A 26,752-nucleotide genomic window follows, 5' to 3' on the forward strand; every position below is an offset into this window, starting at 1 on the left:
TCGAACGTTATGTCGGGATGGGTGAAAGCCGTAATCGGGCAAAGAGTGCCGAGAGGACATAAAAGCCGACGGCGACCCAGATGAGGTTGTTAAAGCCGATGGCGAGCGAGAGGTTTTCACTCAGGCCGCCCACCACCACCCCGGCCACGTTGGCCCCGAGTGCGAGATCAGGGCGAACTCGGTCTCGGAAGGCGGTTGCGAAGATGATTCCCGCGAAGAAGACAGGGAGGAAGACCACGGTGCAGGAGACGATGACGCGGAGCACATCCGGCAGGGCGAGGTAGGTCTCCAGGGGGACCAAGACGTTGGCCAGCAAAGCAAGCACCAGCGCCACGTAAGCGGGCCACTGTCGCGTTGGCTTCACACGGATCACAAAGAGATTTCCGAGCAAGATCATCACGAGGATTGCACCGAAGACGATGGAGTTCACTGCCCAGGTGGATCCGAAGAGTAGCGCCATGTGAACGACTCCCTTGGTTTCCAGGAGCATGAAGCCGGCACCAAGAAAGAACATCTGTACATCGGGTCGTCCTCGTCTGATGGGGGCGAATGCCAGGATCAAGCCAAGGGAGAGGATACCGACAATCGCCATTCCTCGGAGGTTCAGGTCGGGGATGGAAGGTTCGCGAAGGTAGAGGAAGGGCCAGGAGTCGGTCGGGACGTCAGCGATGCCAGCTTTGATGACCTGGGCGGGGCGAAGCGCATCGATGGGGCCTTCGGATCGAGGGGCGAAAAACCCGTCGATGGTCGCGGATTCGGGGTCGAGGGATGTGACGAGGACCTCGTTGGCGGCGAATCGACGGCGGGCCTCTTCGACAGAGGGGGTCGAGCCGTTGCCGGCCATGAGAAAAGTGATGTGGTTGCTTTGTGAGGCGTCGGGGCGGATTTCGTCCTGGGGGGGGAGCGAGAAGACGACGGGGGACTCACCGAAGGCGGCGTCGATCATCAGGTCGATTCGTCCCACGACCCAGCCCTGCCGATAATAGTTGTAGGCCGCGAAAACGCCACCGGGTTTCAGTCGCGCCTGGATATCTTTCATGGCCTGATCGGTGAAGAGGAAACTCTCCAGGCGCAGGCTCGAATAGCCGGAATGAAGGACGAGGGAATCGACGAGCGCATAAATAATGAGATCGTATTGTTTCTCAGTCGTACGCAGGAATCCTCGGCCGTCGGTCAGGTGGACGGTGACGCGGGGGTCTTGATAGGGTCGGTTGGGGTGGTGCTGTTGCCCGAGCCGTTGAAGGGTGGGGTCGATCTCGACCGCGTCAATCTGTTCGGCCCCGAATTGCAGGGCGGAGGCCACGTCGTTGCCCGACCCCGCCCCGATGATCAACACATCCTTGAATGCGTTGCCGCCGCCGGCCCGATTGAGCAGGTGCGGGAGCCAGTAGGCGCGACCGGTGGTCTTGACGTCGACCATTTGCTGATGGCCGATGTTGTTGGTTTCGATGAGGCGAGAGTCGGCCGAGTATTCGACCTTGTAATAGGGGGACCAGAAGGTGCGGGCCTCGTTGCCAGGCCCGAAGGCAGAGAGGGCCGCGAGGTAGATCAGGCCGATGAGGGAACCGATTTGCAGCATCGATCGCGTGCGCAAGAGTGCGATGAACACTCCTGATGCCACGGCGAACCACAGGAGCGGTGTGGTTTCGAAGCGCGAGGCGATTGCGAATCCCGCAATGCCGACGAGACTTCCGGCGATGTCGGTGGAATAGGCTGCAACCCGGTGGGGAATGGCGTTGAAGCGTCGGCCCATCACCTGGCCAATGCCAATGAACATCACAGCAATCAGAACGAAAAAGACCCCGGCCAGCACCTCGATGGGAATGACCCAGGCGAACGGGTCGCGAGCGAGATATTCTGTTCCAAAATAGATCTGTTGTGGAGATCCTTGCCCTCCCACCTCGACCATGACACCTCCGCCTGTCTGGTGGGCATAAAGAATCCATTGCGCCAGCAAGGCCGCGACAAGTCCGACGGGAAGTGTGAGGCGAGCATAGTCTCTGGTCGAGCCTGCCGCGAGCAAACCGACAGACAGTCCCAGGAAGCACGCCATCAGGACGAGGTTCGTGAAGAACGTCAAAAACGCCACTGTGGCCCCGAACCATCGAATACAGGCCAACTCAAGGAACAGCGCGACGAAGCTGATGAGAAACAGTTCGACATACGCGCGCCGGGTTGTGATCGTGCTTTCCGAAGGTGATGAAGATTCCATGCGTTCTGAGCTTTCCGGCGAGGAATCGGGCGATCGGGATGGTCAGGATGGGTCTTCGGTGCCAGGGGAGTCAGAGGGGTTAGGGTCGTGTTCCGGGTGTTCAAGCGATTCAGTGCTGATGGGTTCGACCCGAACGCGTCTGACCCGGTTTGGCTCGGCATGGAGAACGATAAGACGGTGTTGCCCAACGACCACGGCATCTCCTTCGGTGGCCAGGCGTCCGAGAAGCTCGACGACCAGCCCACCGGTGGTTCGCGAGTCGATTCCTTCGGGCACGGCCACGGCGTTGGCTTCGCGGAGTTCATCGACGGGGTAGACGCCGTCGACTTCAAATGCGCCTCCGTCCTTGGATTCAACGCGAGGGGGTTCACGGTCGAACTCGTCCTGAATCTGGCCGACGAGCTTTTCCAGAACGGTCTCCAGCGTGACCATGCCCACCACGTCGCCATGTTCGTTTAACAGCATGGCAAGGTGGATCTGATTCCGCTGAAATTCGAGCAAGAGCAGGTCGAGCTGCATGGTTTCCGGCAAGAATGGCACGGTTCGAGCGAGCCGACGCAGGTCGGGACGGCCGTCGTCCGAGCCACTGGAACGGAAAAGATCTTTGACATGAATGAACCCGACAACCGTTGTCAGGTCGTCTTCGCAGAGCGGGAACCGGGTGTGTCCGGCGCGGCGGGCGATCCGTAAATTTTCCTCGACCGACCGGGCAAGGCTCAGGTACACAATATCAATCCGGGGGACCATTGCGTCTTCAGCGGTCTTTTCTTCAAGATTGAGGACATTCTCAATCATCACTCGTTCAAACCGGGAAAGGTGGCCCCCCTGGTTGCTCTCGGAAAGAATGTGCCTGAGTTCTTCCTCGGTATGGGCGAGTGCTTCGTGGTCGAGTTTGCCGATTCCGGCCAGGCGAAGAATGAGATCACTGAAGCCATTGAGCAGCCAGATCACCGGGAAGAAGAGGTAGTAAAAGGCCATCAACGGCGGTGCGGTGATCAGCGCCATGGGCCGGGCCGCCCGAATGGCCAAACTTTTTGGGACAAGTTCGCCAATGCTAATGTGGAGAAACGTCACGAAGATAAAGGCGAACGCGGGGATGATCGGAATCCGCTGCCCTTGAATTTCCAGCGCACGTTCCGGCAGACCCATCGAGTGCAGCAGGGTTTCAATCCCTGGTTCGACCGATCGTTCGATGACGAAGCCCAGCCCCAGGCTCGCCAGCGTAATTCCGAATTGCGAGGCGGACAGGTAGGCGTCGAGATGGTCGAGCAACCGGCCCGTGACCTTCGCCGCCCAATCGCCCTGTCCGGCCAGCTCATCAATCTGGCTGACCCGAACCTTGACCAGCGCGAACTCGGCCGCGACGAAAAAGGCGTTGGCCAGCAGCAACCCGGCCACAACCAAGAATTCGACCATGCCCATCCTCGGGCCTGTGCGATGATGGCGGCCCCCGGGGTGATCTCCGCGCGACGGGGGCCCGAATGCGTCCCCACCGCCGATCGACCCAAAGGCCCTGTCTTCCCCGCGATCTTACCCGAACTGACTTCCCCTCGCACGATTCTTCTACCCGAGCCCCGCCGATTCACTGTTTCTCAGGCTTTGCGGTCGTCCTGCCTCCTCCGCATCCTATCAACCTCAAGCTTTTACCTGGTCCTTCCCTTGAACGGCCGACCGCTGCAATGGCCCAGACGATCTTCCTCAAGTGTTCGTGCTCGGTGCGCTCCCTTCGCCGACTGCTCGACGCGATCCGGCTCGTCATCCGTCGATCCTGTGCCCCCCTGACTTTGCTGTTCGATTGGTTCCCTTTCTCCTCGATTTGCTCTCGATTCCTCAACACCGGGAATTTTTCACCTTGAACCCGGCCAATCCGCTCGTTAATGTGAGACTGGTTTTTCCCACCTTGCCTCGGGCGGCTAGCTCAGTTGGTTAGAGCGCCATCTTCACACGGTGGAAGTCACTGGTTCGAGTCCAGTGCCGCCCATTTTTCTCATGTGTTGCCGATCTTGGAGTGAGAGGTTCCCCAGGGGTGGGGGGGGCCGGATCGGGGACGATTCGGGTGATACGACCGTCGAGGTTGCTCGGCGACTCGTGGTGACGACGTGCTTGACCGGATCGATTTGCGGGTCCGATGGTCAAGAACGAGGATGCAGCGCAATCTCAATCGAGGGACGAGGAAGCCTTCGATCGATGGCTGATGCGCACCGGGTCGACTCGGTGAGTTAGGCTTGATGCTTGCGTTGGATGGGATTGGAGGTGTCAGAATCCTGAGTGATCTGAGCGTTTGCCTTGCTCGGTGAGGCGACGATCAAGGCGTCGATCGCAACGCAACACGGGGGACAGGCCGATGGAACGCCCCAAGATCATCGTCTTTGACGTGAACGAGACGCTGCTCGACCTGACGCCCTTAAAAGTGAGCGTGGCTGAGGCCCTTGGAGGTCGACCGGACCTGGCGTCGCTCTGGTTCACGACGCTCCTCCAGTATTCACTCGTGGCGACGGTTGCCGATCGCGACCAGCACTTCGACGAAATCGGGGTTGCCTGCCTGCAGATGATCGCCGAGGGCCAAGGAATCCGGCTGGATCACCACACGGCGCGGCGTTGCCTGGCTCTGATGCGGGCGCTGCCTCCGCATCCCGAGGTCACCTCGGCCCTCGAACGCTTGCGGGACGACGGATACCGGTTGGCGACCCTGACCAACTCCTCCAGGGCGGTCCTGGCCGATCAGATGACGCATGCCGACCTGGAGCGTTTTTTCGAGGCCATGCTGAGCGTCGAGGAGATTGGGCGCTTCAAACCGCATCCCCACGTCTACCGCTGGGCTGCTCGCCGACTGGGGGTGGAGGTCTCGGAGTGTCTGCTCGTCGCCGCTCACGGTTGGGACGTGGCGGGGGCGTCATGGGTCGGCATGCGGACGGCCTTTGTCGCTCGGCCGGGCCAGTCGCTGTATCCGCTCGGCCCGGCCGTCGATGCCACGGTCCCTTCCTTCGCAGACCTTCCTGAGATGGTGGCGCGGTTGGTCTCGTCTTCGCGAGCGGAAAGGGGAGAACCGGTGCTTCTCAAGAAGATCCTCGACCCTCAGGAGCACCCTCCAGAGACCTCGGGTCGCGTGATCGACCTTGCGGCCGAGGCGGCAGTGCGGGTGACGTCGGAAGACCCCGAGCATCCGATCGACCATGCCTTCGATGACTCTGAAGGTCCCGGAGGTTCGCGTTGGATCGCGGGCACGCCCGGCGAGCAGACGCTGATCCTGGCCTTCGATGCTCCTCAGGGAATCACTCGGGTTGCGCTCGAAGTTGAGGAGCGGAACGTCGCCCGCACTCAGGACCTTCAGCTGGCTCTCTCGACCGACGGCGGACAGACCTACCGGGAAGTCCTCCGGCAGGAATACGGCTTCAGTCCGACCGGATCGACCTTTGAGCGGGAAGACTGGGAGGTTCGAGCCGATCGCGTCACCCACCTGCGGCTGGTCATCAGGCCCGACAAGGGTGGAAGGCCATGTCGGGCGTCGATCACGACCTTGGCGTTGCGGGGTTGAACGCTGACGGAATCAACAGATCGGCACGCCCTGTCCCGACCTCTGAGGAGAGTACGGTTCCTGATCGTCGCCATCGGAACCCTTGCGTTGGAAAGATCTCGCAGCCGGGAGCGAGAGGCAGCCTTCTGAAGCAATTCTCCGTCAGACGCCTCGTTCAGGAGACGAGGGTCGGAGGGGACCACCTGTGGTATGCTCGGACGCATCGAATCCGATCGATTCGCGGGCCTGGTGATCTCCGGATTGACCTCACCGATCAGGACGATAAAACGAGGAAAAGCATGATCATGTTTCGAGTTTGCTCTCGATTCCGAGGGATCGTTCCGTCGACCCTGCTTGCGGTGGCGCTCGTCCTGAGCCCCGACGGCGCTCAGGCCTGGCAAGGCGGAGCTGCCCCGCCGGTGGTTGACGAGCCGTCGAAGGAACTCCCGATGCCCGGAGAAGTCTTTCAGGTCGAGGGACAAACCGCCTTCCTCATCCTGCCGGAAGGAGCATCCGCGACCGAAGGCATGCCGTGGGTCTGGTACGCCCCGACCCTTCCAAGGTTGCCGGGACCCGAGGAGCGCTGGATGTTCGAGCGGTTCCTCAAGGCCGGGATCGCCATCGGCGGGATCGACGTGGGAGAGTCGTTCGGGAGCCCCGAGGGACGGGCACGCTACACCGCCTTTTATGAGTCGCTCGTTCAAGGACGCGGACTCTCACCGCGGCCCTGCCTGCTGGCGAGAAGCCGAGGGGGCCTGATGCTCTACAACTGGGCGGTCGAGCATCCCGAGTCGGTGGCCTGCATTGCCGGTATCTACCCGGTTTGCGACCTTCGCAGCTATCCCGGCGTTGATCGAGCGTCTGCCGCCTATGGGATGACTCCGGAGAAACTGACCGACGCCCTCACGTTGCACAATCCGGTGGACCGGGTCGAGACGCTGGCGAGGGCGGGCGTGCCGGTCTTCCACCTCCACGGAGACGCGGACACGGTCGTTCCCATCGAGGCGAATTCGGCGGCGTTGGCCGAGAACTACAGCAAGTTCGGTGGCGAGATGACGCTGCGCGTCGTTGAAGGGGGCGGGCATACCATGTGGCCAGGCTGGTTTCAGAGCCCGGAGCTCGTCGCGTTCGTGATCGCCCATGCGACAGCGAGCGAGCCAGACAAGCCCTGATTGCAAGCTCCGGGAGTTCGTTTCAACAGGGCACCGCTCGGCTCGCGGGCATGGTACACTGGTCGCCAACCGGATGAACGTGGCGACCTCTTTCTCGGGAGCATGATCATGCGACGATGGACTTCCATTCTGGCCGCCTGTGCCGCCGTTGTCACGGGCGGAACGCCGAGCCAGGCTGGGGCCGAGACTCCTCAGGTTGGTGAGCGGTACCCGGATTTCGTCCTCCCGAGCATCGACGGGGGCGATCCCGTTTCACTCTCGCAATTCCGGGGCAAGAAGGTCCTGTTGATCCAGTTCGCCTCGTGGTGAGCGGGCTGCCGCAGGCACGTGCCGGTCTGGCACGACTCGACCCGATCGTGGGTAAACGACGGACGCCTGGTCCTACTCGGCGTCACCCAGGAACAGCACGCCGACCGCTGCCGCCTGTTCGCCCGGTGGCAGGAGTTTGAGTTCCCGATCCTTCACGATCCGATCAATGTGCTCCAGTCGGAGGCCGTGCCGATTCTCACCGCCATTGACGAGCATGGAATCGTGCGCGACCTTCAGCCTCGGCTGGAGACGTTCGAGGCGGAATTCCTCGATCGCTCGTTCCCGGCCGAGCACACGAACGCCGAAGTTGCTTCTGCCCAACCTCCCGATCTCGACACCTTGAGGAACCTCGCCCGATCGAACCCGACCGCCGATGCCTGGCGATCGCTGGGAGATGCCCTGGCCTTGTGGGGCGGCATCGGTCGGATCGACGAGGCCATCGAGGCGTATGAACATGCCCTCGCGCTCCGGCCGGACGATGCTGACAGTCGCTTTCGGCTCGGAGTTTGCCACCGGATGCGGTTCGAGTCGCCCCATCGACTCCCCGGCGACTTCCAGGCGGCCGTCGATGCCTGGGGCCAGGCGCTCAATCAGGAACCGAATCAGTACATCTGGAGACGTCGAATCGAGCAGTACGGCCCCCGGTTGGCCAAACCGTACCCGTTTTATGACTGGGTGGACGAGGCCACCGAGGCACTCGCCGCCCGGGGAGAGCCGCAGGTTCCGCTCGCCGTCATGCCCACCGGGGCTGAGATTGCCCAGCCCTCCCGAGACTTCGAGGTGTTCGACGCCGTCGAGCAGTCCCCCGATCCCCAGGGTCGCATCAATCGCGATCGGCAAGGGCTCATCGAGGCCGAGGTCGCCGTCGTCCCCGCGAAGGTTCGTCCGGGAGCAACAGCTCGGGTTCATGTGACCTTCCTGCCCAATGCGATCCGGAAGGCCCACTGGAACAACGAGTCGACGCCCTTGCGCCTGTGGATCGAACCTCCTGAAGGATGGCGTGTCTCAGGGAAGTTGCTGACGGCCCCTCAGGGGGACGAGGCCGAAACGAACGAGATTCGCCGCCTCGATTTCGAGGTCGAGGTTCCTTCCTCGGCGACCGGCCCGACGCGCATTCCTGCCTTTGCCCTGTACAATGTGTGCGAGGACCTGGGCGGTGTCTGCCTCTTTCTTCGACAGGATCTCGTGATCGAGGTCGATGTCATTCAAGAGGCCCCTTGAACCGGTTTTCTCTCAACGTGGGAGGATGGCGATGCGATTCAAGCGGCCTGGGATGAGCGTGGTGATCGTCCTCGCCAGTGCCGAGGTTGCCTGGGCAGGGATGCCCTCGATCACCCTGACCGACCTGGCCCGGATGCGGATGCAAACGCTCTCATTCTTTTTGCTCGGAATCCTCATCTGCTCGTGGATCGTGCAGCGCATCTGGAACGGGCTGAGCAAGGACTTTACCTGGCTCCCCCGACTGACGTTCGGCAAGGCCCTCGGCCTCATCACGCTCTGGGGGTTCCTGTTCGTCCTCATCCTGACCATGATCTCCGGTGCCCGGGAACTGATGACACCCGGCGCCTGGGAAAAGCAGGGGTTGACGTATACGATTGTTGAGGAGAGCCCCACGGAGGTTTCCCCCGATCCGCTCCTTGAGGAACGCCGCCGGGCGCTCGACCGGCTTCGGATCGCCCTTTGGACCTATGCTCGAAGCCACGACGGTCGTTTCCCTTCCCCGGACGACCTGACCGCCATCCCCGACGAGGCGTGGCAGGTGCCCGACCCCTGCGGCATGCGGTACCTCTATGTGCCCGGACAGATCGCCGACGAGGGCCACAAGCCGCTCGTTTACGAACCGGAACTCTTCGACCTCGATTGCCTCGTGCTCCAGACCGATGGCCGGATCGTCGTGATGACCTCCGACGCGATCGACCACGCGCTCGGAGAGGAGCAAACCCCATGAGACGGTCGATCTTCGTGGGCTGCATGACGATCGTGGTCCTCGTCAGCCTTGCCACCATTGGTCTGGTCGTGCCGCTTGATGTGACGATTGCCCTGACAGTGGGCTGGGCCTTCTTCCTTGGCCGGGTGCTGCCGGAGGTCACCATTGCCTGGGATGGGGTGGTTACGGCAGTGGTTTGCATCGTCGTTTTCGTGGTTGGTGCCCATGCCTTTCTTCGCTGGATCGCGCAGCAGCGCATCGCGGAACGCTCAGAACACGCTCGACCCTGGCCGTTCCGGTGGACCGCGGCGATGACGGGGGTGATCCTCGTGATGTTCCTCGCCGGGATCGCGGCGACCGGGGTCGTCCATCAAGTCGGCTGGCTGTTGACTTCGGGCGAGCCGATCGCAGGCTTCGTCAGTCTGGCCGCGCAGCGTGCTCAGTCGTCGAACAATCTGAAGCAGATCGGCATCGGTTTGTCCAACTACCACGACTCGCACGGCACCTTCCCGCCCGGCGCGACGTTTGACGATCGCGGTCGACCGCTCCACGGATGGCAAGCGATGCTCTTGCCTTATGTCGAGCATCAGGCGATTTACGACCAAATTACCTTCGAACTACCCTGGGATGATCCCGCCAATCGTGAACCGTTCCAGACCGAAGTGCTCATGTTTCTCAACCCCGGAAACATCAACTCCGGGAATCTCAATCGGAGTGATGCGGCCGGGTATGCCCTCAGCCATTATTCCGGGAACGCTCGGCTTCTTGGTGGAGACATGCCACGAAGTCTGACGGACCTGACGGATGGGGCCTCCACCACGATTCTGGCCGGAGAGGTTGCGACCGAGTTCCTTGCCTGGGGCCATCCGATCCAGTGGCGAGACCCAGCCCTCGGGATCAACCGCTCTCCCCGAGGCTTCGGAAGCCCGTTTCCCCCTGGAGGAGCGAATTTTGTGTTCGCCGATGGATCGGTCCGGTTCGTGAAGGAGACAGTCGATCCTCAGATCCTCAAGGCGCTGAGTACCCCGACTGGGAACGAAGCGATTTCGAACGGGATGTACTAACGATGCGTCTTTCATCGTGGCGAATCTTGCTCAGGTTGGCCCCGCCAGCAGCATGTTCAAGACGAAAACACTTCAGACGCCTGGAAATCGCTTATGTTTGGGATCTTCGAAACAAAACGGCAGCGGCGGAACCGGATTCGCTCCCAGCCCTTTCCCGATCATTGGGGTGAGATCCTGAGCAGGGAAGTTCCGCTTTATCAACGCCTTTCCAAAGAGGATCGGCAGGAACTCCAGGGGCTGATTCAGATTTTCCTCGCCGAGAAGCATTTCGAGGGCTGCGGTGGGCTGACGCTGACCGATGCCATTCGCGTCACGATCGCCGCGCAGGCATGCGTGCTTCTGTTGCATCGGGAGACGGATCTGTACCCTCGTTTGATTACCATTCTCGTCTATCCGAGCGCCTACGTCGCCCGGGCGCGAGAGCCGATTGGCGGCGGCTTGGTCCTTGAAGGGGAGGTTGCCCGTCTGGGTGAAGCGTGGAAGGATGGTGTGGTGGTCCTGGCCTGGGACGATGTGCGTTCCGGCGCTTTAGACATTCACGACGGGCACAACGTCGTCCTGCACGAGTTTGCGCACCAACTCGATCAGGAGAACGGTCCGGCCGACGGGGCGCCAATCCTTGAGCATCGGAGCCGCTACATCTCCTGGGCTCGCGTCCTCGGCGATGAGTATGAACAACTGCGCAAAGACGCTGCGTCTGGGCGCTTGAGTGTGCTTGACCAGTACGGCGCCACCAATCCAGCCGAATTCTTCGCTGTGGCGACCGAGTGCTACTTCGAGAAGTCTGAGGAACTTCGACGCACGCATCCCGAGTTATTCGAAGAACTCAAGGCATACTATCGGTTTGACCCGACCCAGATGACGACATTGGACTGAGTGAGCCTGCGACCCCTCTCGATCGGAGCAACGATGATACTCCACCGACGACACCTCCTCGGGGCCGGCATTCTGGCACTGTCTGCGGGACGAATTCGCGCCCAGCAGGAGCAGACGATCACGGTCGAGGACCTGGATCGAGTCGCTCAGGAACCGATCCTTCGGGTCGAGGAACTGACGGCTCCCCTGGAGATCACCGCCCTGGACCTCCTCCGCAACGGTCAAGAGTTCCTGGTACGCGTTCGGACCCGAGACGGGGCCGAGGGGATGGCCGTTCCCAACTCGATGCATCTAATCCACACGTATCCGATCTTCGTGAACCGGGTCGCTCCGTTCTTCCTCGGGAAGGACGCTCGGATGCTGGAAGACCTGCTCTGGGAGGTTTCCAGGCATTCGAGCAACTATAAATATCAAGGGCTCGCTCTCTGGGTTTGTGTAGCCGCAGCCGAGTTTGCCATTCTGGACCTGCTGGGCAAGTGCACCGGGAAGTCCATCGGCGACCTGCTCGGCGGTGCCCGTCGCCGTGACATCGCCGTGTACCAGGCAAGCGGGAACCGGGGGAATACCCCTGAGCAGGAAGTTGACCACCTGAAACAGCTTGTTGCGGAGAGCGGGGCCAAGGCCGTGAAGTTCCGACTTGGCGGTCGATTTCGGCGCGATGATGCCGACTCGCTTCCGGGCCGGACCGAAGCCTTGATTCCTCTCGTCCGCGAAGCCTTTGGCCCGGACATGACCCTTTACGCCGATTCCAACAGCTCGTATTCCGTTGCAAAGGCGATCGAAATCGGCCGCCTCATGGAAGCTTATGATTATGCCTTTTACGAGGAGCCCTGCCGTTTCGATCACCTGGAAGACACAAAAACGGTTGCCGATTCCTTGACGATACCCGTGGCTGGAGGGGAGCAGGAGTCGAGCGAATACCGCTTCCGCTGGATGATCGCAAACCGAGGGGTCGACATCGTGCAGCCCGACCTCCACTATTACGGCGGCTTCATCCGCTCGATGCGAGTTGCTCGAATGGCTCATGCGGCAGGCATGGGTTGTACTCCGCACATGTCGGGCTCGGGACTCGGGTTCCTTGATGCGGCGCACTTTGTCTCGTGCATCCCCAACCCTGAGCCGTTCACCGAGTACAAGGGCGACCCTTCAATTCCCGTGACCAGCGACACCTCCTCCCTGTCGAGTGAGAACGGGGTGATCCGGGTGCCCAGCGGGCCGGGTTTCGGCGTGACGATCGACGAGCAGTTCGTTCGTCAGGCAACGCTCGTGACATCGGGATAATCCGAGCGGAGGCACTCGACAGCATTCTGGCTCTCGACGCCAGGATTCTGCGCCGTGGTCCGTCACGATGGGTAGAAAAAGCAGGTCATTCACCGTAGCCAGGCCCCTGGCGAATCCGTTCGGCATCACCCTTGCATCGGGGTTTCTCAGAAGATGAGGAACTCGTGATTGCGAGGCATATCATGAACGCGATGACCTATTTTGAGAGGTTACTTGTCTCTGCCGAGCGGATCGCCCACCATCCCTGGCATCCGAGCAAGGACGAGACGATTGCACAGTGCATCGAGGAAATCGAGATGATTGCACTGGATGGGCATCTCAGCGATGCCCAGTACGAACAGCTTCGAGCCGTCCTCCGAAGTGGGTGTTCGAACGCTGCGTGAAGGGAAGCGGTCCATCGCGCTCGGACCGTGGGGCGATCGACCGATCCAACACGATCAATCAAGGAATCGGCTGATTGAGCGTCCGTAACACGCGTTCGACCCGAAACACAATTTCAAGGTCGTTATGATTCAGGGCGTCCTTGAGTGCGGGAATGGCGACCGGACCCAGAGTCAGCAGGTCGCGCTCGGCAGTCTCTCGGACGCTCGCAGACGGATCGCCAAGAAGAGCCACCAATTGCTTTGCCTGGTCTGAGAGGTTGGGGTCGATCCCGGAGATGATCACCGTGGCAACTCGAACGGTGCGATTGGGTGGGGGGAACACATCGAGCGGTACAAGTTCGTCGAGGGCTGCTCGATCGAGGTGGGCCAGCACGATCAGTCGATCGGGTCGGAACAGCGGATCGCTCAGTTCGTTGATCGTGACGCTCGCCCGATTTTCGCCGATTCCTCGCTTAACGAGACGCCGCAAGAACTCTTGATCTGACACATTGGCATACTCGGGATCGGTTGCTGGGAACACCTTCGAGAGCGTGAGCGTGACGGGCGGGCCTTTCACCTGAGCTTCGCGAGAGGTGGCGTCCGCGCTGAGTCGCTCGGAGGTGCTGAGCAACAGGGACCCGTCCTGGATGATCCGATAACTGAGGCCGGCGTTGCCAAGCACCTCGGCCAGAACGTCACGAGCCGAACGTTGACCGGCGGTCGGAGCCGCCGACCGGGCATCGAGGTCGATCGATGCCAGAGCGAGCGTCTGATCATCCCGCACCGTTTGCAGCCCGGTTTGGGTGCTGATCCGTTGAAGGATGGCCGCAATGGGCATTTCAGAACCATCAAAAAAGATAGGCTGATTCAAGCGTTGCTCGGTCTGGGCTCGAACGGTTGCATCAGCCTCGGCGGGGAGGGGGGTGGGAGGGGAGTCTTGGGGCTTGGGGTCATCCACGTCCTGGGCTTCGTCGTCGAAGAGGTCGAGTGTGGGGTCGCGATCTGGGTTCTTGTTCGTATCCGTCCCGTCTTCAGGGTCCGAATCTCCCTCAGCGTTCTCCGAGCGAGGCTCCTCGGTGGGCGTTCCGGCGGGAAGCTCGTCAAGCCAGCCGATCCGGAACCCTCCCTCGGCCGGGGCAATCACCGCGAGATCATACAAGGTCTGCGATGACACATTCTGAAGCGTGTACTCGTCTGGGCCGTCCTGAAGTGTCAGTGGGATCGGCATGGCCAGTTCGGCGTCATACGAGAGAAATCGTTCCGTCCTGGCTTCGACCTCGATCACCAGTGAATCATCCAACTCGCGGAGCGCCCGGAAGGGGTGGGATTCCGACAGAAAGACGAGAGGCAGAGACTCTGGAACGGTCCGCGAGAGATCGATCCCGAACCATCGAAGACTGTCGACCCGTTCTCGGGCCGGAGGCCAGTGCGAGAGGAAGGATCCCGACGTGAGCTGAAGCTCGACATCATTGTCTATTGTCGGCGCTCCGAGAAGCCGGATCACCGAAACCGGAGCAATGGCCAGCCCCTTCGACCCTGTCCCATCCTGACTCGGCCGAGCCGTGCCGACCACGCTCGGCATCGCATTGCCGAACGCCTTTCGGTCGTTCATGCGTTCGTGGGCCGGAGAACCGGTCCAGATCGACCACTCCTCGACCGTGATCGGTAACACCTCCTGCCCATGACATGCTTCTCCAGTTGCGCAAAGCAGTACAACATTCACATAAGCGAACGCGAAAGGTATCCGATTCAAGAACAGTCTCATTCCAGGTGCTCGGCAGAAGAAACGCATCGGTCCAGCCCCGTGGCTCATCACCCAAGAGTGCCTAGGGTGCTTCCGGAGGATCGCGGTAGAGTCGGGCGTTGGCCCAGATCAGGCGGTCGCCCGCATCCTGATCGGGGCCATAGTCAACGACCAGCCGGAGTGTCTGGGCTCCCGCAACCGAAAGGCGAAGCGTCGTGGCCGGCGTCTCGGCGCGAAGGTCGGGATTGGCGAAAATCTCCGCGTCATCCGCGAATACCCGGCAGTCGACCCGACCAAGGCCCCTTGTCGTGTCATCAAAGCCAACCAGAGTCTCAAATGTACTGAATCGTCCGTTCAGATCGTAGGTCAGCTCGCAATGCGAGTGCACTGCCAGCCCGCGATCGAAGGTCTGGCCATTGATCGTCAGCGGCCCTCCACGAAGAGATTCGTCTCGTCTCCAGGGAATCAGGCGGCCGAAGTAGGGCGTTTGCTCGACGCGAGCGGGTTCGAGGTCGGAGAGATACGTCATTCGAGTCCCCTGGAACCGAACCGATTGGACCTCCGAGGCCGGCACCTTCAACGTCGCTCCCCAGACGGTCTCGATCGTCCAGGTCGTGCCGTCAATCGCTCGCCAGAAGCCGGAGAGAGCCTGATCTTCGGTCATCGAGAGCCTCGCGATCGGCTCGTCAGGCTCAGGGTCGACCGGGGCTGGTCCCTCGGCAAGCACAATCCCCTCGACCAGCCTCAGGGGCACCGTGCGACTCTGGTCCTGGTAGATCATCCGGATGCGGTCCCCCTCCATGCCTTCAATGATTCCGGCCACCGCCACGATCTCACCACCTCGGGTTCGGGCGAGCAAGACGTCTTCGGCGCCTCGGGTATCGAGGCGTTCGGAGAACGTACCCTCCGGTTCGATCCGGTCGATCACCTCCACGCGGACTCCTCGGATCCGACCGAGCGGGATCGCGATCGTCTCCGACGCTCCCCAAGGAAGCGAAAGAATGAGCGATTTTTCATCTATTGCGGTGAGTGTGCCGGACAGCTCCTGCCCATCCTTAAGGAACACACGAACGTCGTACCCGGTCGAGTTCGCGGGCAGATCGGCATCGACCACGTGAGCCGGGTCGGTGCTCTGGTCGACCTTCACGGTGAGAGACGCGGACTGCTGATCCGCGTAGGTCAGATTGATCTGGAATGATTTGCCGTTGCAGTCTCCTGCAGGGGGTTCGAGGAACAGGTCGGCGTGGGGACGTTTTCCCGAGCGTTTCAGCACGAGCGGCCAGTCCGTTGATCCGCTGGTGTCAAGTCGCCAGCGGCTCTGGCCCTCGTCGGTCTGGCACGAAGCGACAATTTGAGTGAGTTCCGCGTCGCGAAGACCGGAAAGCCTGAGATGAAGGTCGCGGATGCCGTTTGGTTCCGGTTCCGCACGAGGGGCCTGAGTTGATCGCGAGGTCGAAGGGGTTGGGGTGGTCCTCGGAACCACGGTCCCCGGTGGCGGCAACGGTGCATCCTTCTCAGGATCGCCACCTACGGCTGGGTGTTCCTCGCTGGAGGGTTTGGCGTTCTCGGCCGTTGCCGAATGCGGGCCGGTCAGATCCACATTCGGTTGACCGAGAAAACGACCCGACAACGTGACGGTGCGTTCAAACCGGACCACATCGAGCTCATCAAGTGGGATGATCGCCTTCGGCTCGGGCGTTACGGGCGCTTCCGACGCTGCTTCGGGTGATGGGGCAGAAGCGTTCCCGGCGGACGGCGGAGGGGGGGGCGGGTTGTTCTCCCGGACCGCAGCGATCGTCCCATTGAGCGTTGCCTCGACCCGGATGGGAGCCTCCTCCGGGCCAGCGATTCGCTCCACAATCACCACTTCCTCCAGCCTTGCGACGTTCCCCTCGACGGTCGAACTCCCGGTCACAGACGGAGCCTCCGTCGGGGCAGTCGATTGCTCGGGCCTGGCCGGGCCGACCTGAAGCGAGCCGTCTTCCAGGCCGATTGGCTCTCCGTAGACGACCTGACCGTGAATTGTGCGGACGGCCGTGCCCAGCCCTCGAAGCTGGTCGGCGTGGACGGTCACCGATTTGATCAACACATCGACAGATTCGGCACCATTGCGGTTCAGGGCGAATACCTTCAGACCGATCAGGTCGCCATTCCCGAGGGGCATCTGTCCGAGGTCTCGCGGGCTCTCAGAGGCGGCATCGAGCACGCGATAGGAGAGCGTCGATCCATCGCGTTGCACGATCAATCGGAACGAATCCCCCTCGGCTGGGAAGGTAGGGCGGGGGGGCTTCGCATCGCGGGCAGCGGGATTGTTCCCGGGAGCAATCATCCTCATCTGTGACGGTTGCCGAGGGGCATTTCTGGGCTGATTGACCACGCGGTAACGGATCGAACCATCCGGCTCGGTCACGCGGACCAGGGTGGCGTCGGGCTGATCCAGGGTCTGGGTGGCGACGGAAAGCCCGACGGCCACTCCGTCCTCCTGCGTTGGGGTCGGCAGCGATCGCACCTCCATTTCGACCTGGATGGTGGCATTACCGACGATGCGCAAGTTGGATGGCGACTTCCAGCCGGTTTCCTCGTCTTTCGCGTTGACCCGGAGTCGAAGTCCCTCGGATTCGAAGAGGAAAGCGTCCTCCTTGCCGTAACGCTCCGAGGCAAGGGGCTCCAGGGCGATCGCCTCGGTATCGAACGATCGGGAGTAGTCGTCGAAGGGACCCGCAAGCACACTGGTCCCAATCACGAGAATCGTCGCGATCCACATGAGAAATGATCCCCGATCGTCGCTTCCGATCGTCTGGCCAACAAGGCACCGTTCGTTTTGAAGAATGCTCGCACGAACGAGCGAAGATGACCTCACGGTGACTGGGGCGTGTCCTGTGCCGGCTCACTCGTGGGGGTAGACTCGGTGGTGGTTTCCTCGGCGAGCCTCCGGTAGTAGCGTTCGAGGACGGTCCGGTACTCGGGCGGGAAGCCCTCGGACATCGACTGCAAAATGCGGTCGCGCTCCCGGGCGGAGAGGTTCGCCCAATCCTTCTGACTCGCATTCGGATCGGTCAGATCACCGATGCCGCCGGTTCCCTTGCCGATGGTCGAATCGGCCAGCGGGTTGGTCGGGTTGTTTCGTTTCATGCCGTTGCGGCAGGCCGCACACTCTTTTTCGAGCTCGGCAATCAACGCATCCAGATCACGGACAATGTCCTGTTGTCGGACCTGGACCGGCTCGCCGGTCTGGGTGTCCTGCAGGTCTCGAACGACCCGGCCCATCTTGACGGAAATGCCGGTGATGGGGGCCTGCGCGTTCGATTCGCTGCCGACCAGGCCGATGACACAGGCCACGCTGAAGAGTAGGGGAACGATTCGCATCGTCGAAGACCTCATACGAAGAGAACGATTGTTTGTCACTGAATACGTCTGCCGAGTGTTCTCATCGATCACAAATCCACCTCGCCGCCAAGGCCGGGCGGTTCCAACTGCCGGCCGATCTTAGAGAGCGATGCACGAATCTCATCCTGATTGTTGCGCAGGGCGTCAATCGCTCGACGCAATTCGGCTGAGAGGGGAGTGTCGTCGGGCCGCGTTTCATCCACGATCACCGTGTCGTCGTTCAGACGCGTTTGAAGCATGCGAATCATCTTCAACTCCGCGACCAGGCGATTGAGTTCCCGTTCCCGATCGCGAGGGTTCGTGGGCAGCGGGGTTCCGGGGGGCGGCGGGGTCGAGGGGGGGAGCCGCCGCATGGCCTGAATCAGGCCGAGCAGGTCCTCCTCGATGCGTCGCTCCAGGGCAATCGTCGGTTGGGTCGCATCACCCGCCTTGAGCAAGGCTTCGACCGCCAGCATCTCGCGTCCTAGCACGCGGAGCGAGGTTGGCAGGGCGATTCCGAACTCGGTGATCTCAACCAGATCGGTCAACTGTTCGATGCGAGCCGCCAGCTCGGCCTCACTCTTGGCCAGTCCCGCCAGAGCGATCAACGCCGTGCGCGATTGCTCGGCCGCTCGGGGGGCCTGGGCTTCCGTCGATTCCCGGATGGCGACCTGAGCCTCGTACATTTCGGTCAAATCGGCCAGAATCTGCGCTTGCAACTCCGTGCGCAGTTCAACAAGCAAGTCTTCCATTGCTCCGGCGAGTGTCTCGCGCGATTCCAGAAGCTTTTTCAGGGCATCAAGCTGATCGTTCGCTGCCGGCTCGGGCTCGGTCTGGGCAAGGTTGCCCTCGGCGTCTCGCATCGCTCCGCTGGCGTCGATGAGATTCTTCTGAAGCGAGACTCCCGCATCTCCCAGCCGAGACGAAACACGAGACAGGGCGTCGGTGGCATCTCGGTTTCGGTTCTGGTCGCGTTCGAACTGGCGGAACTGATCCTCGGAAATGGCAGCTTCGGCCTCGGCGATTCGCTCATCGAGCCGGTCGCGTTCCTTGAGAAACAGGTCGAGTGCCTGCTGCCCCGAGTTCAGGGCCGGATCCAGCGAGTCCGCCTCCAGGTGGGTTGTCGTGTCGTCCACATGGGGAATCGCTTGCTTGAGCCAGGCCGGTTCGCGCTCGGCGAAGAGCGGATCGGCCGCCAGCGTGGCCGCAGTCTCACGGACACCAGCCTCCCGAGCAATCGCTCCCGACACCGCCTCGGCCCGATCCTTGGGTGTTGCCGCATCTTTGCCGTTTGTGGTCGTCTCAAGCACCGCGTTTTGATCGCGGATGATCGACTCCAGGTCCTCCCGTCGTGATCGGAGGCGATCCAGCTCTTCCTGCGTCTCGATCGCCGAACGAGACCAGGCCAACTCGCGCTGTTCTTCCTTGATGATGCGTTCGAGCTGAGCGAGAGTCTCGCGCATCTGACGAAGCCGGGCGAGTTTCAGCTCGAAATCCAGATCTTCCGCCAGCAAGAGATTGCGAAGATGTTCAAGCTTTGCCAGCAGTTGACGGACCTCCGTCTCTGCCTTTCCGAGCTGGGCTTCCTCAAGCAGGGCTTGCGTATCACGCATCTGCTGGAGGATCAGTTCCTCTCGCGAAAACTTCAGCGCCAGTCGAAGCCGCGAGGCGTTCTCGGGTTCAAGGTTGAGCAAGGCCTCGGAGAGCCGGAACATCCGCTCCTCCAGTTCGGCCATTTGCGCGGCCACGTTCTCCTGGGTGAAGCCCATCCGGCTGCGATCACCGCCCAGGGGGACCGCAGCCTCGGTGGCGGCAGGGGGCGACGGAGCGTCGGTGTCCGCCTCGGCCGGGGTCGAGGGTTTTGGCGTGGGTGTGTCGAAGATGTCATCGATTCCGTCCTGAGCGACGACGGCATGCGCAAGCACCATCGAGCCCAGGAGGAGCGAGAGCATCAGCGGCAGCCGCGGGAGGCACTGGCTAGGGAAGCTCATCAAAAACCTCCTCGGTCCGGGAATCCCGGACTTGCTCGGTGGCGTCAAGAATGGATTGTTGCATCTTAATCACTTCGGCGACCTGATTCACGACATCGACAAAACTTTCCCACTGAGACATTTGTTCGAGAATGGTATTCATCTGGTTGACCACCTCCTCGTGCAAGGCTCTGGCCGTTTCCGGGTCGGCTCCCTGACGAGCAGCCCCACCCCCGAGGGCTTGCAGGACGTTCCGCAGCTCGGTCATCGGCCCGGCGCTCAGCGATCGCATGGGGGTGATGACCCCGTCTTGAAGCAATCGATGTGATTTGGCCGAGCCGATCTGATTCAGTTGCATTTCCACGAGGGTGTCGGCAATGCGCCCGCTGATCTGTTCAAGCTGCCTTGCCTGCGTCACCATCACTCGAAGCGCACCGAGCATCGCGTCACGATCTGGTGTCTCCGCCAGCGCGTCGCGTTGACCATCCACCGCGTCCAGGGCGGTGACGAACTTCGCCCGCTCTGCTCGTTGGCGGATCAAGATTTCATAAAAAAGTTCCTCGGGCGAGACCACCTGGAATCGGAGCGCGCCCGACTGCCCCCGTTGTACGCCTCGGGTCGAGGCATCTTCGGCCTCTGCAACGATCACGAAGGTTGTTCCCAGGGCCGGCGGCTGCGTGAGCAGATCCACATCGTGCCTTGCCTGGTGATCGAGCACGGCGCGCCCTTCGCCAGAGGGAATGGGGATAGGAACCGTTTCCCGATCGGCCCGTCCTGACGCGGCATTTTCCTGAGCAGGAGAAAGGCGATCGATCTGGAGGTTGACCTTGGCCAGGCCCAGGTCGTCGGTGGCCGTGAGGCTGAGTGGAATCGTTGCCACCGGTGTGACTCGCGATCCCACGCCCAGGGCCCTTAAGCTCACGCGAGGCTCTCGGTCGCGGAGCAAGGCGATCGAAAGAAACACGGATCGTGATTCAAGGCCGGTCGGCTCGGAGGTCAGTCGAAGTTCGAGCGTCGTGGCCTCCTCCAACGTCCATCGCGTTTCGAATGTTCGATCGTCGATTCGGGAGGGAGACGGGACCGCCCCCGGCTGTGCGTCGATGCGAAGATCGGCCAGAGGTTCCGAACCCGTCAGTGTCAGCTCGATCTCGGTGTCAGGGAGAACGGTCAGCAGTTGTCGTGGATCGTCGATCGTGCGGAAGGCGTTGTTCGGTGACCCAGGCTCCCGGACCCGAAGGCGAATCGATGCGAGGCTTGGGCGATCCACCCGCTCAATCCGGAACGGGCCAAGCCAGTCGTCGCCGCCTCGCAAGGAAACGCGTGACGACTCGTTGGACGCTGGAATCTCGAAGCGAAACCGAGAAGGTTCCACTGCGGTCATCACGCCATCGCGTCGACCTCTTCCTTCAACCTCCTCGCGAATGCTCACGCGATCGGGTGTTTGAAGCGATTGCGGGGCCGATCGGAGCAGCAAGGGGGCTCCTCGTCCCGGAACGTTCCAACGATCGCCGATCTGTTCCAGATCCGGAAGATCTGATCGAACCTCGATCACGAACGGTTCGTCTCGGGGAGCAAGCAAGCGGTCCTGATCGGCCAGGCCGACCACGCTGAGATACGTTCGCTGCGGCCATCGCTCCGACGACCCGAACAGCCAGCGATCCACGCTCAACCGCGCCGCTTGGGGAGCAAGCAAGGCGAAGGCGATCGGCACCAGCAGACAGCCCACCAGGCCGGCAAGTTGCCTTGCTGTTCGCCGGCGGTTCCAGAGCAGGTGCCAGTCGGATTGGGCCAGGGCCTCACTGGCCAGACGCACCGCCAGCCGGACCATCGCGGGCGAGGCCGAGCCGTTTGGTTCGCCCAGTAGGGTCGGGAGCTGAAGCACGTCGGCCACGCGTTGCCCTGTCCCAGGGCGGAAGCGATCGACGGTCATTGCCAGTCCCAAATCGTCGAGCTTCGACGCGTGCCATCGCGCCCACGTCCGCCAACCAATCCCGATCAGAACCAGCGGGGCGACGACTCCCATCACCACCAACCGGGTGGTCGTGCCAAACCGCCCGAGCCAGTCGAGCAACACGAGCAGGGATGCCGTCACGGTCAGGACCAACATCGCATCGACGAGTGATTCCAGCGCGGACTGCCACGTCAACCGCCGCCGAAGCCGCGCAAGCCGATCGCGCAGGAGCCGTTGCTCCCTCTCCAGCGATTCGAGTTCCGGAAGCTCGTCGGTCGCGATTGTCACGATGAGGCGTCCTTCTGGGCGAACGAACAGAATAGGAGAGTCCGATTAGATCATGCGTACGAGTTTGCGAACGATCCATTCACTCGTCAGGGCGATCATGAGCAGCGCGGCCAGCAATGGAGCGTTCCAGAGTTCCTGCCGCGTTTCCAGGGTGCGAGTCACCTCTCGCATCGAGATCAGTTGATCCAGGCGATCCAGATCGGTCAACTCAATCACCTGACCGCCCGTCATGCGGGCCAGATCGTTGAGCAAGGGGCGGTTCAGGCTCGGCTCATCGACTTCGCGACGCGGGGGATCGACCCGGAACGTGGTGGTCGAGACTCGCACACCCGACCCCGGGTCGCCCGTCGTTGCGGGAACGATGCGCAGGGTATAGGCCCCGGCGCGATCCGCCGGGAAGGTGGCGGTCAGGCCGGCGGGATCGCTCGGGTCGGGGTCGAACCGGATCGGCTCGGGGGGCTCTCCGGCGCGCTCCAGCTCGGCGATTAGGTCGGACCCCTCGGCAATGGCCGATTCATCGGTAAAACGAACCTGCATGGCCACCGTATCACCGACCCGGTAGCCCTCCTTGCCCAGCCCGACCTGGAACGGGAAGCGACCGCCGAGTGCCTTGTTCCGCCCGACGCGATCGATCAGGCGAGCCCAAAACCCATCAAAGTAATCTTCCGAGAGATACCGCCAGCGATACGTGCTGTCGAAGCCGAGGAAAACCGTTCGCCCCGGCCCGTAGAGCTGTGAGGCGAGCAAGACGTGCCGACCGTACTGGTTCTGCATCCTCGGGTCGCCGTGGCGCGCCAGCACGGTCGCGCCGGGTCGGGCCCGGGTGACGGGAAAGCTCCAGTACATTCCCGGCAGGCTGCTGAGAATCGCCCGGTTGCGGATCGGGTCGGGATGGAAGGCGAAGACCGGATCGGCTCGCCCTTCATTCGTGAGATCCAGCACATAGGTGTTTGCCGAGCTCAGTCGGACCTCCGCCTCGGTCCGATAGAGTCCCGGATCGCGAACCACCGGAAGGATGCGCGTCCACGAGTCAGCAGGCAATCCGCCGGCGTCTTCGTCGAACAGTTGCTGTGAATGCAGTTCACCCGCCACGAAGATGAGCCCGCCGGCATCCTTGCCCACGAAGTCAACAATCATCTGTTCCCACTCGGGACCGAGCGCGCTCATGTCGGGATCAACAAGCACAAGAACATCGTAATTTGCCAACTCCTCTCGCGAGTTCGGCAGGCGAAGGATCGGCCGATCGCCGACCTGCCGATACCCCGCGTCGGCGTGCTGGAGCCACGACACGAACTCGACCTGGGCATCGCGTTGCATGGCATTGCGGAGAAACTGAATCTCGGGAGACGGCCCGCCGGCAATCAGCAAGACGCGAATCTGCTGTCGGACGACCCGAGCGGCCGCGGTCACGTCGTTGTCGTCGAGGGTCAGCTCCGGCCCGGCGTCCTCAAGCCGAGCTCGATACTCGTACGAGCCGACGACGCTCGGCGTGGTTCGAAACGTCTCCCTCGTCAACTGACCATCCTCGCCGAGCGCAATGCGACGCTCCTCGATCGCCTCCCAATCCCCTTGATTGATGCGACGTTCGAGCGTGAGTGTGGCCTCGGCATCCTGCAACCCTCTGGCATCCACCACGGCGGCCAGGGTCATCGGTTCGCGGACGAAGGCGACGGGACTAAGCTCCAACTCGGCCAGGCGAACGTTTCGGGGACCTTCTTCCGACCCGGCTGCAATCGCAAAAATCGGGATGCCTTGATTGGCTGCGGCCTCGGCCACGCGAATCGGGTCTTCCCCCACGTTCGATCGGCCATCGCTCACGAGCACGATGCCCGCCACCGGCCGGCCTCGATGGCTTGCCAGAACGCCCCGCACGGCGTCTCCCAGCGGTGAGACCGCGCGATCGGCCTCGATCGCGTCGAGCGATTCCGGTTTTCCTTGAGAGACACCCCCCCCCCGACTGGCAGACTCCAACGTGTCCAGCGAGACGGTCCGGCCCTTGCCCAGCCGCTCAAGCTGAGGACTCAAGGTCCTGCGCACCAGGTCGATGCGAGCGGTTTCTCGCAACCGAGCCGCAGAGGATTTCCCCTCCTCGGGCTCGATGCCGAGCATCGTGGCAACTGCCGAGGCGCGTGCCTCGTCTGTGTACGGATCGGAGAACCGCATGCTTTCCGAATCATCCACAATCATCAACAGGTGAGACGGAATCGACTCGCGGCGGCTGGTGATCAGCACCGGCTCGGTCAACATCGCGGCCACGGCCAGCAGGGACACCGTGCGCAGGCCGACAATCAGGGCGCGACGAGGGCGGCTCAGATCTGTCCGTTCTCGACGGGCGAGAAACCAGAGCATTGCCACGATCGCCAGTGTGACCAGCGTGAGGGCCAGGACCCCACCGCCTCCCGGCACGGCCGAAAGCTCTAGCCGAGACTTGCCGACCATCTCGGCCCCCGGCGACGTTTCGATGCCCAGCATGTGCTGCCAGAGACTGCGGTTCATGTCGGATTCGTATCGTAAGAAAAGAGAATGGCTCAAACGAATGCTAACGCGATCGGCCGATCCAGGTTGTGAGCATTGGCTCGGCAATCATCAGGGCAAGCAATCCCCAGGCGAGCGCTCGCCAGAGTTCCCGGCCGGTCGGAGACGAGAGGGCTTCGGTTCCGCTTCGGCCGGAGGCCACCTCGACCTCCAGGGGCTCAAGCAGTTGGGTGACCTCGTCACGACCGATCCGATCCAGCTCACTTTCGCGGGGATCAGGATTCGCCGCCGAAAGCTCGTTCTGAACGCCAAGCGGGCCCTCTTCCCAGGTCAGCCGGTAAAGACCCGCGCGGCGCGTATCGGGAACATCAATGATGAGAGAGGTGCTGGGATTCTCGTCGCTGGACGGATTCAAGGGAACGGCAGTGAGTGCTCGCGGCTCGCCGTCATTGGGTGGGAAGAGGCGGATGTCGCTCAGTGACTGGCTGGTCTCCACCACCTTCCGAATCGGTTCGCCCGCCGTGACGGTATTTGCTAGGGGAGTGGCCCGTGCCGTTCCCCGTACGGCTTCGCGGATGGCCAGCACGAAGCTCGGCTCGACCGGCCAGTCGTTGCCGTCGCGGTCGGCTGTGGTCGTCCAGAGCAAGACACGACCCTCCCCCACGATCCGCTCGATCACCGCGGGCGATCGCTCGGGATCGTTCCAGCGGGCGAGCACCCGGATGCTTCCCTCGGCATCGTCTCCTCCCTCCTCAACCGTCATCACTTGCCGTACCGCCACCCGCTCCAGCGCCGAGGGCCGAAGCTCCAGCAAGGCTTCCAGCGGAGACGGTCGCACCGGCTCAATGATGACCCCGCGAATCTCCTGATCGACCATTCCCCGCATCCGCGCCGGCAGCAGGCGAGCCTCGTCGCGATCGAACAGATCGTGATACGATCCGATGTCCATCCTGGCTCCGGCGAAAATCATCAGACCCATCCCCTCACGTACCTGTCGAATCAGACGATCCGCCTGTTCCGGAGTGGGCGAGGCAACGTTGGCAAGGATGAGTACATCGGGAATTGCAAGCCTGTTCGACAGAAAATCCTCATCTTGCACCACCTCGACGCGCCAGGCGTCGGCGTCGCCCACGCCGATCGAGAGCGGAGCGGCCAGGTAATCGACCTCGCCGCCAAACGGCTCCGAGGACGGCTCGCCATCGACCAGGCGGATGAGGAGCGACTCCTTCACCTCCACCGCGGCCCAGCGGCGGTTGTCGCCGGGCAGGGGGTCTTCGGGCAGCTCAATGGCCAGGTCGTGCGGGCCGAGGCCTGGAAATCGGACCGTGATCGGCACACGAACGCTCGATCGAGCGGCGATCTCCGGCAAGGGAAGCTCGGTCGGGGCATCATCGACGCGGAGAATCGCCGAGGCTCCTGTGATGGTACTCGGCGAGTCGTTCCGGATCGTCGCCTCCCAGCGGCTTTCGGCATCGGCCAGGATGGTTCGGTCGAGCGGTTGCAGAGACTCGACCGCGAGGTTCCCCGCTCGGTCGCCGTCGTCTCCCACATCCACGATTCGAACGATGAGTCCGCGTTCCTGCCACCGTCGGGCCATCGGCCCGACCCCTTCATCCCAGCCCGATCGGCGTAAATCGGTAATGATTGTCAGTTGCTGGGTCGGAAACGTGCACGATTCCAAAACTCCATCCAGCGCCTCGAACACGGCGGGCCATCCGGTGTACGTTTCCGTCTGAGCCAATCCCAGGGCCGCGCTCGACAGCTCGTCCTGGCGGCTGCCTTCGACTTCCAGCAGGACCGGGACCCCCGGCCTTGAAGTCGTCACCAGTGAGCAGCGGTCCTGCGGCCTCGCCTGGGCGAACAGGGCCGCGGTGACCTCTCGGGCCTCTTGAAACGCTGGGGGGCCTTCCCCCTCGTATCCCATGCTCAGGGAATCATCCACCAGGACGATTCGGCTCGTCCGGCTTCCCGGCCCGGCCCAGCCTTCCAGGCCGGTCGGGTCGAGGATTGGCCGGGCGAGCATGAGAAAGAGGAGGATCGGTAACGCAATGCGCAAAAGCAAGAGCAACCACTGTTCGATCTGCAGGCGTCGGCGATTGCGACGCACCGTCAGTTTCAGCAGTCGCATCGGTGCCCATTCCACGCGTCGGAACCGTCGGCGGTTCAACAGGTGGATGATGAGCGGGACGGCGCCCAGCAAGGTTCCCCAGAGGAGCAGGGGGGTGAGAAAGGTCATCATGG

At 62.2% G+C, this 26,752-nt stretch carries 18 protein-coding genes and 1 tRNA gene; 10 read left to right on the forward strand and 9 right to left on the reverse strand.

The genetic code is table 11. The features are described from left to right. Window positions 1-7 precede the first annotated feature (7 nt). Together HG800_RS13780 and HG800_RS13785 are read right to left on the reverse strand one after the other, a co-directional pair. Window positions 8-2,212 carry a spermine/spermidine synthase domain-containing protein gene (locus HG800_RS13780; RefSeq protein ID WP_169977218.1) on the reverse strand — a complete coding sequence of 735 codons (2,205 nt, stop codon included), beginning with the start codon at window positions 2,210-2,212 and terminating at the stop codon, window positions 8-10. Between the two features lie 42 nt (window positions 2,213-2,254). Beyond that, the gene (locus tag HG800_RS13785; protein ID WP_235963685.1) at window positions 2,255-3,628 is read right to left on the reverse strand and encodes a hemolysin family protein; all 1,374 of its coding nucleotides are present in this window, start codon (window positions 3,626-3,628) and stop codon (window positions 2,255-2,257) included. A gap of 491 nt (window positions 3,629-4,119) precedes the next feature. On the opposite strand from HG800_RS13785, the gene HG800_RS13790 reads away from it, so the two are divergent. The 10 genes from HG800_RS13790 (at window position 4,120) to HG800_RS13835 (ending at window position 12,738) form a co-directional block, all read left to right on the forward strand. Continuing rightward, a tRNA-Val gene (locus HG800_RS13790) sits at window positions 4,120-4,193 on the forward strand. Window positions 4,194-4,556: 363 nt separating this feature from the next. Beyond that, complete coding sequence (locus HG800_RS13795; RefSeq protein ID WP_169977220.1) at window positions 4,557-5,747, forward strand: haloacid dehalogenase type II; 1,191 nt, start codon at window positions 4,557-4,559, stop codon at window positions 5,745-5,747. A gap of 278 nt (window positions 5,748-6,025) precedes the next feature. Continuing rightward, entirely contained in the window at window positions 6,026-6,898 is an 873-nt protein-coding gene (locus HG800_RS13800; protein WP_169977221.1) for an alpha/beta hydrolase family protein, read from the forward strand. A 108-nt stretch (window positions 6,899-7,006) separates the two neighbouring features. Next, window positions 7,007-7,207: a hypothetical protein gene (locus HG800_RS13805; protein ID WP_182830372.1), complete on the forward strand. Its 201-nt coding sequence runs from the start codon at window positions 7,007-7,009 to the stop codon at window positions 7,205-7,207. Window positions 7,208-7,225: 18 nt separating this feature from the next. Beyond that, window positions 7,226-8,428, forward strand: coding sequence for a tetratricopeptide repeat protein (locus HG800_RS13810; RefSeq protein ID WP_169977222.1), 1,203 nt, complete (start codon window positions 7,226-7,228; stop codon window positions 8,426-8,428). A 31-nt stretch (window positions 8,429-8,459) separates the two neighbouring features. Beyond that, window positions 8,460-9,155, forward strand: a complete 696-nt coding sequence (locus HG800_RS13815) for a hypothetical protein (RefSeq protein ID WP_169977223.1) — start codon at window positions 8,460-8,462, stop codon at window positions 9,153-9,155. Then, on the forward strand, window positions 9,152-10,198 hold the full coding sequence (locus HG800_RS27440; protein ID WP_169977224.1) for a DUF1559 domain-containing protein: 1,047 nt from the start codon (window positions 9,152-9,154) through the stop codon (window positions 10,196-10,198). Before HG800_RS13815 ends, HG800_RS27440 begins: the two co-directional genes overlap by 4 nt. 93 nt (window positions 10,199-10,291) lie before the next feature. Further along, window positions 10,292-11,074, forward strand: coding sequence for a M90 family metallopeptidase (locus tag HG800_RS13825; RefSeq protein WP_169977225.1), 783 nt, complete (start codon window positions 10,292-10,294; stop codon window positions 11,072-11,074). Window positions 11,075-11,107: 33 nt separating this feature from the next. Further along, window positions 11,108-12,355: a mandelate racemase/muconate lactonizing enzyme family protein gene (locus tag HG800_RS13830; protein ID WP_169977226.1), complete on the forward strand. Its 1,248-nt coding sequence runs from the start codon at window positions 11,108-11,110 to the stop codon at window positions 12,353-12,355. A gap of 182 nt (window positions 12,356-12,537) precedes the next feature. Further along, window positions 12,538-12,738: a hypothetical protein gene (locus HG800_RS13835; protein WP_169977227.1), complete on the forward strand. Its 201-nt coding sequence runs from the start codon at window positions 12,538-12,540 to the stop codon at window positions 12,736-12,738. A gap of 58 nt (window positions 12,739-12,796) precedes the next feature. On the opposite strand, the gene HG800_RS13840 is transcribed toward HG800_RS13835, so the two are convergent. From HG800_RS13840 to HG800_RS13870, 7 genes are all read right to left on the reverse strand, one after another. Further along, entirely contained in the window at window positions 12,797-14,482 is a 1,686-nt protein-coding gene (locus HG800_RS13840) for a hypothetical protein (RefSeq protein WP_169977228.1), read from the reverse strand. A 61-nt stretch (window positions 14,483-14,543) separates the two neighbouring features. After that, complete coding sequence (locus HG800_RS13845) at window positions 14,544-17,225, reverse strand: NPCBM/NEW2 domain-containing protein (protein WP_169977229.1); 2,682 nt, start codon at window positions 17,223-17,225, stop codon at window positions 14,544-14,546. Window positions 17,226-17,317: 92 nt separating this feature from the next. Continuing rightward, window positions 17,318-17,827: a hypothetical protein gene (locus HG800_RS13850; RefSeq protein WP_169977230.1), complete on the reverse strand. Its 510-nt coding sequence runs from the start codon at window positions 17,825-17,827 to the stop codon at window positions 17,318-17,320. A gap of 68 nt (window positions 17,828-17,895) precedes the next feature. Further along, window positions 17,896-19,818, reverse strand: a complete 1,923-nt coding sequence (locus HG800_RS13855; RefSeq protein WP_169977231.1) for a DUF4175 domain-containing protein — start codon at window positions 19,816-19,818, stop codon at window positions 17,896-17,898. After that, on the reverse strand, window positions 19,805-22,036 hold the full coding sequence (locus tag HG800_RS13860; RefSeq protein ID WP_169977232.1) for a hypothetical protein: 2,232 nt from the start codon (window positions 22,034-22,036) through the stop codon (window positions 19,805-19,807). Before HG800_RS13860 ends, HG800_RS13855 begins: the two co-directional genes overlap by 14 nt. A 45-nt stretch (window positions 22,037-22,081) precedes the next feature. Next, on the reverse strand, window positions 22,082-24,532 hold the full coding sequence (locus HG800_RS13865; protein WP_169977233.1) for a VWA domain-containing protein: 2,451 nt from the start codon (window positions 24,530-24,532) through the stop codon (window positions 22,082-22,084). Window positions 24,533-24,575: 43 nt separating this feature from the next. Further along, on the reverse strand, window positions 24,576-26,750 hold the full coding sequence (locus tag HG800_RS13870) for a BatA domain-containing protein (RefSeq protein WP_169977234.1): 2,175 nt from the start codon (window positions 26,748-26,750) through the stop codon (window positions 24,576-24,578). Window positions 26,751-26,752: the final 2 nt, after the last annotated feature.

Source organism: Tautonia rosea, assembly GCF_012958305.1.
Classification (GTDB): Bacteria; Planctomycetota; Planctomycetia; order Isosphaerales; family Isosphaeraceae; genus Tautonia; species Tautonia rosea.